This window comes from Microbulbifer halophilus (assembly GCF_026183675.1).
Classification (GTDB): Bacteria; Pseudomonadota; Gammaproteobacteria; order Pseudomonadales; family Cellvibrionaceae; genus Microbulbifer; species Microbulbifer halophilus.
The window spans coordinates 1-10,623 of the sequence record NZ_JAPIVK010000062.1; the positions used below are offsets into that span (position 1 = coordinate 1).

Consider the following 10,623-nt stretch of genomic DNA (forward strand, 5'->3'; position numbering starts at 1 on the left):
GACCCGAACGCCACCGTGACCAGCGGCGACACCGGCCTCACCTGCCTGGGTTGCTCAATCACCGATGAAGGCAATGTGATCAACACCAACCTGGACGACGCCGCGCGGATCTCCGTCCCCGCCGGCCTGACAGGCAGCGCCTTTATCCAGGTGACCGACACCAGCCAGACCTACACCGGCGCACACCGCGTGGGCTTTGTAGTGCAAAACCCCGACACACTCATCGACCTGACGCTGCTGGAGACCATCACCATCACCACACTGCTGAACGGCACCGAGCAGGAGAGCTTTACCGGCTCCAGCCTGGTGGCACTCAGTATCCTCGGCGGCGGTGACCAGGCACTGGTGTCCTTCGACTCCACCGATGACTTCAATCAGGTGCAGATCGACCTGGGAAGCCTCGTCGGCCTGCTGAACGACCTGGATGTCTTCTCCGCCTGTGTGGCACCGCCGGCACCCTGATCAGTCAGCGGTAACACTCCGGCCCGAAGGCTGAACGGGCCACCACCTGAGCCCCGGCATTGCCGGGGCTTTTTTGTGCCTGGCGCTATCGCGACCGCTGCGACTGCACCCAGGACCCATTCCGGATAAGAACCTCAAAAAAACAGAAACCCCGGCAAAAGCCGGGGTTTCTGTTTTTTGCGACTGAAGTAAAGGGGGTCATTGCAGCCCCAACACTTCCCTGCCCTGGATAAAGGTCACGTCCACCGGGATATCGGCGTCCGATAGACGATCGAGATCCGCCCGCAGTTCGGCGCCGACCACGCCTTTGCTATCCAGCAGTTCTTTGGCTGCGACGTAGTCACCGTCACCCTGGATGGTCAGGATCAACCGGGACAGGCTGGTCATGGCGTCCTGCATTTTCTCGAAGTCCACGCTGTATTCACCGGTTTCCGGATCTCGGGTAAAGGCGCCCTGCTCCTTGAAGTAGTTGAAGCGCATCATATTGGCCTTGCCATGGGCGCTGGCCGCACCGAAACGCACACTGCGGAAGATGCTGGCGAGAAAGGTGACGTAGTTGTCCATCAGCTCGCCCTCTTCTATCTCGCCCTTCTCGTGCAGCCTGGTCACCATGTAGAGGCCGAGGATATCCGCCTTGCCCTCTTCCAGCGCGGAGGAGGTTTCCTTCAGTACCTGGCGTACGTTGGCGCCATCGGTAACGGTCTTCTTGATGCCGAGACCGTGGGCCACTTCGTGGAACATGGTGTTGGCAAAGAAGGCCGGGAAGGTGATGTATTGGCGCTGGTCTTCGGCAATCAATACCTCGCTGATAGGCTCGAGGATCTTGTCGAACTTGGCGCGCATGGCATTTTTCAACTGCAGGCGGCGGGTGCCCTTGGCCAGCTGCACTTCCTCGTCGTTGGGCAGGTTGATGGCGATGGTCTTGGAGCCGGCGTTGCTGTGGCCGGCGTAGTAGAGCGCATCGTAGGCGTTGAGATCCGAGTCGGTGCCCGGTTCCTCCGCCTTGTACTTGTCTTCCACCGGCAGGCCCTCCTGCAGCTCCGGCAGGAAGGCGGCAAATTTGGCCAGTTTCTCGCTCCACTCCATATCCTTCAGCAGTACGTAGGATTCGTAGGCGGTGCGGTAGGCGAACAACTGGTCTTCGTAGTTCTCGATGGGGCCGATCACCACGTCGATCTCGTTGTTTTTCATATCCATCCAGGCCATGTCGCTGGGTCGGAAGTCGTCACTCAGCAGGGCATCGGCGCGCAGGCGCAGGTAGCCGGCAAACTGCTCGTCCTCCGCCAGCTCGGAGGCGCGGCGCAGGATTTCCGCGGCCTTTTTCAGGTCCGCGCTGTAGGCCTCGTGGTAGGGCACCAGCTTGAGGTTGCCGTTATTATCGCGGCGCACCAGCGAATAGAGGCCGTCCTTGCCCGGCTGGTCCCAGTCTTCGAACTCGGCCTTGGTCATATCCTCCGGGTAGAACTGCGCCCCCAGGGGTTTGGGGCCGTAGCCGTCGATAAACGGCTCGTTGTTGTCCAGGCGATCCCAGGGGCCGTAATTGATACGTGCGAACTCGCGCTTGCGGTTGTCGTCGATACCGGCCAGCAGTTCCTCCTCCGGGCCGTAGGACTGCAGCCAGAAGAGGCGGTCCATAATCTTGCTGGCATCGATCAGCAGGCCGATCATCTGGCGCTGGTCGTCGGATAGATCGGACAGGTCCGCGTTCAATTCGACCGGTACGTAGATATCGAAGCGGCCGTTGTCTTCTTTCGCGGCCGGTTCCGGGGCAGTGTTCTCGATCTGTTCTGCCTCTGTCGCCGTCTCTGTCTCGACCATCTCGGTGGTCTCCTGCCCGTCTCGCGGTGAACACGCACTTACCAGTGTCAGGGCCAACAGCGCAGCGGCGAGCCTGCCGCTCGCGAAGGGGATATTGGAAATTTCCATAGGAATTCTGCCTATTGTTATCGTTGCTCCGGCGCCACATTAGTCTGGCACCGGGTTTTAATCAAGACGGCGGAATCGCCAACGGTAGGATGGCACACTGCGTTTTGAAGGGTGGCTGTAGGAGCCTGCTTGCAGGCGAAAGGAACGGGGGCTCCCTGCATTCGCCTGCAAGCAGGCTCCTAAAGGTTGGTAGAAACCGTTTCGACGCCGCGCTCCTGCTGCTGCAATTGCCACAGGGAGGCGTAGTGGCTGTCGTTTGCGAGCAGCTCGGCGTGGCTGCCGCGCTCGACGATCTCGCCCCGATCCATCACCAGGATCACATCCGCATCCACCACCGTGGACAGGCGGTGGGCGATCACCAGGGTGGTCTGTTTCCGGGCAATCTGCTGCAATGAGGCGAGAATGCCGCGTTCGGAATGGCTGTCTAGGGACGAGGTGGCCTCGTCAAATACCATGATCGGCGGCCGTTTCAGCAGCGCACGGGCTATGGCGACACGCTGTTTCTCGCCGCCGGAGAACTTCAGGCCACGCTCGCCTACCATGGTCGCCGCTCCTTCCGGCAGTTGCTCGATAAACTCCGCCAGTTGCGCGTGCCGGATGACCTCCATCACTTCTTCGTCGCTGGCGTCCACACGGCCATAGCGCACATTTTCCAGAATCGACTGGTTGAACAGCACCGCCTCCTGCGGCACCACGCCGATGGCGCTGCGCAGGGAGCGCTGGTTGACATCGCGAATATCCCGACCGTCGATCCGGATGCGTCCGGCGCCGGCGTCGTAGAAGCGGAACAGCAGTTTGAACAGTGTCGACTTGCCGGCGCCGCTGGCACCGACGATGGCGACCTTCTGTTGCGGCTCCACGGTAAAGCGGATGCCTTTGAGGATCTCGCGATCCTCCCCGTAGCCGAAACGCACGTCGTCGAACTCGATGCGGCCCGCGCGGATTTCCAGGTCGGGGGCGTCCGCTTTATCCTCGATCGCCGGCTTCGCCTTCAGCAGCGAGAACATTTTCTCAATGTTCGCCAGCGCGCCTTTCAGTTCCCGGTAGACAAAACCGAGAAAGTTGAGCGGAATAAAGATCTGCATCATGAAGGCGTTGATCAACACGAAATCGCCCACGGTCATGGCGCCACGGGTAACATTGAACGCGGCCAGGATCATGGCGCCGGTCATGGCCAGGGCAATGATCACCGCCTGGCCGATATTCAGGCCGAACAGGGACAGCCGGTTTTTGCGCCGCGCCTGTTCCCAGTGCGCCAGTTCCCGATCGTAGTGGCCCGCTTCGTGCTCCTCGTTGCCGAAGTATTTGACCGTCTCGTAGTTGAGCAGGCTGTCCACCGAGCGGCTGCTGCTGCGGGATTCCGCCCGATTGAGCTCTCGCACGAAGCGCGTGCGCCACTCGGTGGCCACCACGGAGAAGCCGATATAGACCACCACCGCACCCAGCACCAGCAGTGCAAACAGGTAGCTGTAGTTCCACCACAACAGCCCCGCCACCATGACGATTTCCACCAGCGTCGGCACGATGTTGAACACCATAAAGCGCATCAGGAAGCCGATACCGGCATTGCCCCGCTCGATATCCCGCGACAGGCCACCGGTGCGGCGGTCCAGGTGAAAATCCAGGTCCAGCCTGTGCAGGTGCTCGAATACCTCCAGGCCCACCCGGCGCTGGGCGCGTTCCGTCACGCGGCCGAACACTGTGTCCCGCAGTTCGCCAAACAGCACGCTGGAAAAACGCACCGCGCCGTAGGCCAGCAGCAGCCCCAGCGGCAGCGCGATCGCGGCGGCCGCACCGCCCTCCCCGTCCAGGCCGTCGACAATATGCTTGAGAATGAACGGCATCCCGGTGCTCGCCAGCTTGGCGCCCACCAGGCAGGCCAGCGCCAGGATCACGGCGCGCTTGAATTCCAGCAGGTAGGGAAACAGGGTTTTCAGGGCGCCCCAGTGCACCTCGTCCAGGGCGATGGCGGATTTGGGTCTGGGCATACAGCGGCTCGCGGTCAAAAACGACCGGGATTATACACGGCGGGACCCAAAACCCGGGACAGGTAGGGTGCGCCGTGCGCACCGATCATCCCGCCTCAGCTCAGCGCCCGCAGCGGTACATCGTCGCGGCGGCCGATGGAGGCGCCGAGGATCTTCACCAGGAATTCCGTCAGTACGCCGGCGGTAAAACCCCAGATCTCGAACTCGCGGAACTGGTAGGCGGGCAGATAGACGGCGCGCCGGTCGATGGTGATTCGATCGGTGCGGATGCGCGGATCGGCGAGGAAGAAAGACAGCGGTACGCGAAAGACCGCATCCAGCTCGCCCGGATTCGGGGTGGTCTTCACGTCCGGGGACACCACACCCAGCCAGGGTGTCACCTGGACCTGCCAGCGCGTGCTGCGCTTCCACAGCGGCCCCAGGACGCGCACCTGATCGGCCGGCACACCGATTTCCTCTTCGGTCTCCCGCAGGGCAGTGAATTCCAGCGACGGATCGGTCAGATCCCAGCGACCGCCGGGCAGGGACACCTCGCCGGAGTGGGTGGAGAGGCTGGCGGAGCGCTTGGTGAGAATGACTTCCGGGTCCGGCTCGTCGGTCAGTGCCAGCATTACCGCGGCGTGACCCTGCAGATCCGTGCCGGATGGCACCTGAGCCTGCAACTGGCCCCGCATACGGGAAATGGTTTCTTCAATCTGCACCAACATGGAATTCGATATCACACTCCGCTGCTACAAGCGTACCCAAATTACTACCAAGTGACGAAAGACGCCAGCCCCGATTCAGACCCTGCCCCGGAGAGGCAGTTCAATCGCTAAAGTGCTGCAGGATGGCAAAGCGCAGGCAGAAAAACTGCTCCATGCGTTTTCTGCATTCCCGTTGGGCGGCATTCCGCTGGGCGGCACCCCTCCATCCATGGCGGGCTCGTGCCCATCAGCCGGACCGTGATGGGCATGTCGCTGCGCTCCTTTGCCCATCCTACGAATTCGGGGGCGAGTCTCCGCCAGTATGGGTCGGCGTATGTCCACCCTTGACCCGCTCGCGCAGGTTCTGCACCAGCGCGTAGTAGGCGGGCACCAGCAGGGTCGCCAGCAGGCTGGCCGCCACCATGCCACCGAACACCGCCAGGCCCAGGGCAAATCGGCTGACCGCGCCGGCGCCGGAGGCGATCAGCAGCGGCACCATCCCCAGCACGAAAGCCAGCGATGTCATCAACACCGCTCGGAAACGCAGCCGCGTGGCGCCGAGGGCCGAATCCATGACGGATTTGCCCCTATCCCGCTCCAGGCAGGCGAATTCCACGATCAGAATGGCGCTCTTCGCCGCCATACCGATCAGCAGCACCAGCCCGATCTGGGTGTACAGGTTGTTCTCCGACTTTGTGATCCACACGGCAAACATGGCCCCGGCAATGGCGATGGGGACGCACAGCAGTACGGCAATCGGAATGCTCCAGCTCTCGTACTGCGCTACCAGGAACAGGTAGACAAACACCACCGCCAGTGAAAACAGGATGGGAGCCATATTGCCGGATTTCACTTGCTGCAGGCTGGTACCGGTCCACTCGTAGGCGTAGCCCTCCGGCAGCGCGTTTCCCAACTGCTCCATCGCCTTCATCGCCTCGCCGCTGGCGCGGCCCGGCGCCGGCGAGCCATTGATGGTGACACTGTTGTAGAGGTTGTAGCGGTTGATGGTCTGGGGCGCGACGATGGGCGTGATCTCCGCCACCGAGGTGACCGGCACCAGACCGCCGCTGTCGGCGCGCACATAAAAGCCCGCCAGGTCCTCCTCCTTGTCGCGGAACTCGGATTCCGCCTGCGCCATGACGCGGAAGACCTTGCCGTAGACATTGAAGTCGTTGACATAAAAACCGCCCAGTAGTGTCTGCAGGGTGGTGTAGATATCGGTGAGTTGCACGCCCAGGGTGCGGGCCTTGTCCTTGTCGACTTCCAGCTGCAGTTGCGGCGTACTGGCCTGGAAGCTGGTAAACGCCTGGCCAATTTCCGGACGCTGGTTGGCCTGGCCCAGCAGTTCGTACATTGCCGCCGATAGCGCGGCGGTGTCGCGCCCCTGCAGGTCCTCGAGCACGAATTCGAAACCACCCACCGAGCCCACGCCGGGGACCGGCGGAATCGCGATCGCCATCACCTGGGCGCCGGGAATCGCCGCCACCTTTTGCTGCACCCGCTGCATGATGGCGGACTGGTTGGTTTCTTTCGTCTTCCGCTCGTCCCAGGGTTTGAGGATCGCGAACATCAGGGCCGCATTGGAGGCGGCACTGTTGGCCAGCATATTGAAGCCGGGTACACCCACGGCGTGAATGACCCCCTCCTCCTCGAGCAGAATATTCGTCACCCGGTCCACCACCGAGCCGGTGCGCTCCAGGGAGGAGCCATCGGGCAACTGCACATGCAGCATGAAAGCGCCCTGGTCCTCATCCGGGATAAAGCCGGTCGGCACACTGGTAAACAGCCAGTAGCAGACGAATACCAGGCCCACGATGGAGCCTACGACCAGCAGCGGCACGCCCACCAGGCGGTGCACCAGGCCGGCGTAAAACTCCGTGGCCCTGTGCAGCGCCCGGTTGAACCAACCGAACGCGCCTGTCTCTCTGACGCCGCCCACCTCGCCTTCCCTGGCCGGACGCAGCAGTACGGCACAGAGCGCCGGGCTCAGGGTCAAGGCGTTGACGGCCGAGATCAGCACCGCGCCGGAGATGGTGATCGCAAACTGCTGGTACATCTTGCCGGTGAGTCCCGGCATCAGCATCACCGGCACGAATACCGCCATCAGAACCAGTGTGGTGGAAACGATCGGTCCGGTCACTTCGCGCATCGATTCCAGCGCCGCCTCTTTCGGCGACAATCCCTCGCCGAGCAGGCGCTGGGTGTTTTCCACCACGATGATGGCGTCGTCGACGACGATACCGATCGCCAGAACCAGCGCGAACAGGGTGATGGTATTGATGGTCATGCCCAGCGCCAGCATCATGGCGAAGGTGCCGATCAGCGAAACCGGTATCGCGATACCGGGGATCAGGGTCGACCGCCAGTCCTGCAGGAACAGGAACACCACCAGGATCACCAGTACCAGTGCGATGATCAGGGTTTCCACCACCTCGTCAATGGAGGCTTCCACGAACAGGGTGGTGTCGTAGAGGATGCCGTACTCCAGCCCCTCGGGAAAGTTCTGCCGCAGCTCCTGCATTTTTCTGTGAATACCCTGGGCCACACTCAGCGCATTGGCATCCGGCAACTGGTAAATGCCGATTACCGCCGAGGGCTTGTTGTCCAGTTGCCCGTAGGAGGCGTAGGACTCGCTCCCCAGCTCGATGCGCGCAATATCCCCGAGGCGCACCATGCCACCGCTGGGATCGGCGCGGATGCTGATTTCCTCGAATTCCTGCGGCTTTTCCAGTCGTCCCCGGGCGATGATGTTGTACTGAAACTGCTGGTCCTTGCCGATCGGCGGCGCGCCCAGCTGGCCGGCGGCCACCTGCAGGTTCTGCGCCTGCACGGCCGCGATCACATCCTGTACCGTCACATCCAGCGACGCCATACGGTCCGGGTTCAGCCAGATGCGCATGGCGTAGTTCTGGTTGCCGAAGATGGTCACATTGCTGACTCCGGGTACCCGCGCCAGCTCGTCTTTCAGGTAGATCTCGCCGTAGTTGGCGAGAAACAGTTGGTCGAATTTCTCTTCCGGCGAAAACAGATTCACCACCAGCAGCATATTGCTGCTCTGCTTGCGCACCACCACGCCGTTGCGTTTGACCTCCTCCGGCAATGACGGCGTGGCTTCCTGCACCCGGTTCTGCACATTGACCTGGGCGATATCGTCGTCGTAATCGGGCTCAAAAGTGACCGTCAGGCTGTAGGAACCATCGTTACCGCTGGTGGACGACATGTACTCCATGCCCTCCACACCGTTGACCTGGGATTCGATGGGCACGGCGACGCTATCCCGCATCACCTCCGCACTGGCACCGGAGTAGCTGGTTGAGACATTGATCGTGGGCGGCGCCACATCCGGGAACTGGGCAATCGGCAACAGCGGCAGGGCCAACAACCCGGCGAGGGTTATCAGGATTGAAATCACGAAGGCGAAGCGCGGCCGCCGTATACAGAAGGCGCTGATCAAGGGCGCAGCCTCCCGGTCCTTCGGGGGTTACTTGCCGTCATATACCTCTTTGCCCTCTTCATCCCTGAGGGGAGCGTCGTCCCGGCCGGGCTCACCACCCGCCGGTTGTGCGGCTGACGGAACCCCGGACGACGCGCCCGCCGCCCCTTCCCCGGTGTAGGGATCGCGCGGCGTGTTCTGTGGCGTCACCGGCTTGTTCGCCGCAACCCTCTGCAGGCCGTTGACGATAATCACCTCACCGGCTTTCAGCCCCTCTTCCACCGCCCACAGCTCCCCTTCCCGCTGACCCAGTTTCAGGTAGCGCTTTCTGGCAATGCTCTGGTTCTGCTCATCACTTTCCACTGTGTATACATAGCGGCCCTGCATGTCCTCCATGACCGCCGCCTGGGGCACCAGCGGCTTGATCTGGTCGGCGCCGCTGAACACACGGATCGATACCCGCGCGAACTGGCCCTGCACCAGCAGCCCCTCCGGATTGGGAAAGCGGGCACGCACCAGCACCGAGCCGGTGTTCAGGGTAACCTGGTTGTCGACGAACACGATGTCACCGCGGTGCGGATAGTAGTTGCCATCCGGTTGCTTGATGCGGATATCCCGCCGTTCCTGCGCCAGGCCGCGCTCGCGGCGACGCTCCCGCTCCTGCTGTACCGCGAACAGGCGGTCTTCCGGCACTTCGAAGCGTACATAGATGGGATCGACACTGACGATGGTGGTCAGGGGCGGATCCGCCTGCGGTCCCACCAGCGAACCTTCAGTGTACTGGTTCACACCGATGCGCCCGGTCAGTGGCGAGGTCACATCGGTGAAGGAAAGATTGAGCTCGGCGGTCTCCACATTGGCCTGCGCCTCCTTCAGAGAGGCCTCGGCCTCCTCGAAAGTGCCCTCCAGTTCATCCATCTGCGACCTGCTGATGGCGCCGGTCTCTATCAGCTCGCGCCCGCGGCGGTAGTTGCGCTCCGCCACCCGCAGCGACGCCTCGGCCCGCGAGCGGGCACCGCGGGCATTGTCCAGTGCAGCGACAAAAGGCCGGGGGTCAATTTTGTAGAGCAACTGCCCTTTCTGCACCATGTCGCCCTCGGTGAAGTGGCGGCTCTCGATATACCCCTCCACGCGCGGGCGCACACTCAACTCATCAATGGCCTCTATACGGCCGACGTATTCGAAACGGGGAATTACCGGCTGCTCGCGCACGGTGAGCACCTCCACCGGGGGCGGCTGCGGTGCGGGCGGCTGTTCGCTTTCAGAACAGGCAATCAGCAACAGCAGCGCGACTGCGGCCACCGCAAACTGACGGGAGAGGTTCAACATCGGCGACAACTCAATCCACTACTGCAGCAGTATCCATTTCAAAACTATAGATGCTGTGCCGGATAGATGTTGTGCCGGCGCCGGAACGGGCCCGGAGGGATAGCGGCGCCACGAATGGAAGAGACTGGCGCCAGATACCGACACGGGTATACTGGCGCGATGAAATTCTGCAGTCACTGCGGCAGCGATGCCGTTACTTTTTCAATTCCCGAAGGCGACGACCGGCCCCGCCACCTGTGCGGCGGTTGCGGCGCCATCCACTATATCAACCCGCGCGTGATCGTCGGTACCCTGCCCTACCTGGGCGATAAAGTGCTGCTGTGCAAGCGTGCCATCGAGCCCCGCCTGGGCCTCTGGACCCTGCCCGCCGGCTTTATGGAAAACGGCGAAACCAGCGAGCAGGGCGCCCTGCGCGAGTCCTGGGAGGAGGCACGGGCCAACGTGTGCGTAGACGGCCTCTATACCATCTACGATATCCCGCACATCAACCAGGTCTACCTGATCTACCGCGGCGAGCTCACCGACACCCACTACGGTGCCGGGCCGGAATCGCTGGAGGTGGGGCTGTTTGCGGAAGAGGAAATACCGTGGAAGGAAATCGCGTTTCCGATCATCCGGGAAACGCTGGAGCACTATTTTGCCGACCGCAAAGAAGGCCGTTACGAGCTGCACCGGGGTGTGATTCAGCGCAAACTGTGAGTTTCGAGACTCTCAGTAGAGTGCGCCGTGCGCACCGGCCGATCAATGGTGCGCAGCGCACCCTTGTATCTGTCCTTGGGCTCTGGCTAGCTACCAGGGT

The 10,623-nt window shown here is 62.2% G+C and carries 6 protein-coding genes and 1 pseudogene; 2 read left to right on the forward strand and 5 right to left on the reverse strand.

Going from position 1 to position 10,623, the window contains the following annotated elements; genetic code table 11:
- Positions 1 to 462: pseudogene (locus tag OQE62_RS18930) on the forward strand (hypothetical protein); the annotation flags it as partial.
- Positions 463 to 660: 198 nt separating this feature from the next.
- Here OQE62_RS18930 and OQE62_RS18935 read toward each other — a convergent pair.
- The 5 genes from OQE62_RS18935 to OQE62_RS18955 form a co-directional block, all read right to left on the reverse strand.
- Complete coding sequence (locus tag OQE62_RS18935; RefSeq protein ID WP_265723610.1) at positions 661 to 2,388, reverse strand: dipeptidyl-peptidase 3 family protein; 1,728 nt, start codon at positions 2,386 to 2,388, stop codon at positions 661 to 663.
- A 179-nt stretch (positions 2,389 to 2,567) separates the two neighbouring features.
- The gene (locus OQE62_RS18940) at positions 2,568 to 4,376 is read right to left on the reverse strand and encodes an ABCB family ABC transporter ATP-binding protein/permease (RefSeq protein WP_265723611.1); all 1,809 of its coding nucleotides are present in this window, start codon (positions 4,374 to 4,376) and stop codon (positions 2,568 to 2,570) included.
- 95 nt (positions 4,377 to 4,471) lie between these two features.
- On the reverse strand, positions 4,472 to 5,098 hold the full coding sequence (locus OQE62_RS18945) for an NUDIX hydrolase (RefSeq protein WP_265723612.1): 627 nt from the start codon (positions 5,096 to 5,098) through the stop codon (positions 4,472 to 4,474).
- Between the two features lie 256 nt (positions 5,099 to 5,354).
- The gene (locus tag OQE62_RS18950; RefSeq protein ID WP_265723613.1) at positions 5,355 to 8,516 is read right to left on the reverse strand and encodes an efflux RND transporter permease subunit; all 3,162 of its coding nucleotides are present in this window, start codon (positions 8,514 to 8,516) and stop codon (positions 5,355 to 5,357) included.
- Between the two features lie 27 nt (positions 8,517 to 8,543).
- Complete coding sequence (locus OQE62_RS18955; RefSeq protein ID WP_265723614.1) at positions 8,544 to 9,824, reverse strand: efflux RND transporter periplasmic adaptor subunit; 1,281 nt, start codon at positions 9,822 to 9,824, stop codon at positions 8,544 to 8,546.
- Positions 9,825 to 9,983: 159 nt separating this feature from the next.
- On the opposite strand from OQE62_RS18955, the gene OQE62_RS18960 reads away from it, so the two are divergent.
- A complete protein-coding gene (locus OQE62_RS18960; protein ID WP_265723615.1) occupies positions 9,984 to 10,523 on the forward strand; it encodes an NUDIX hydrolase in 540 nt (179 codons plus the stop codon).
- Positions 10,524 to 10,623: the final 100 nt, after the last annotated feature.

Excerpts from the sequence above, each read along its gene's own strand:
- OQE62_RS18935 (WP_265723610.1), bottom strand. The coding sequence starts at position 2,388 with ATGGAAATTTCCAATATCCCCTTCGCGAGCGGCAGGCTCGCCGCTGCG.
- OQE62_RS18940 (WP_265723611.1), bottom strand. The coding sequence starts at position 4,376 with ATGCCCAGACCCAAATCCGCCATCGCCCTGGACGAGGTGCACTGGGGC.
- OQE62_RS18955 (WP_265723614.1), bottom strand. The coding sequence starts at position 9,824 with ATGTTGAACCTCTCCCGTCAGTTTGCGGTGGCCGCAGTCGCGCTGCTG.
- OQE62_RS18960 (WP_265723615.1), top strand. The coding sequence starts at position 9,984 with ATGAAATTCTGCAGTCACTGCGGCAGCGATGCCGTTACTTTTTCAATT.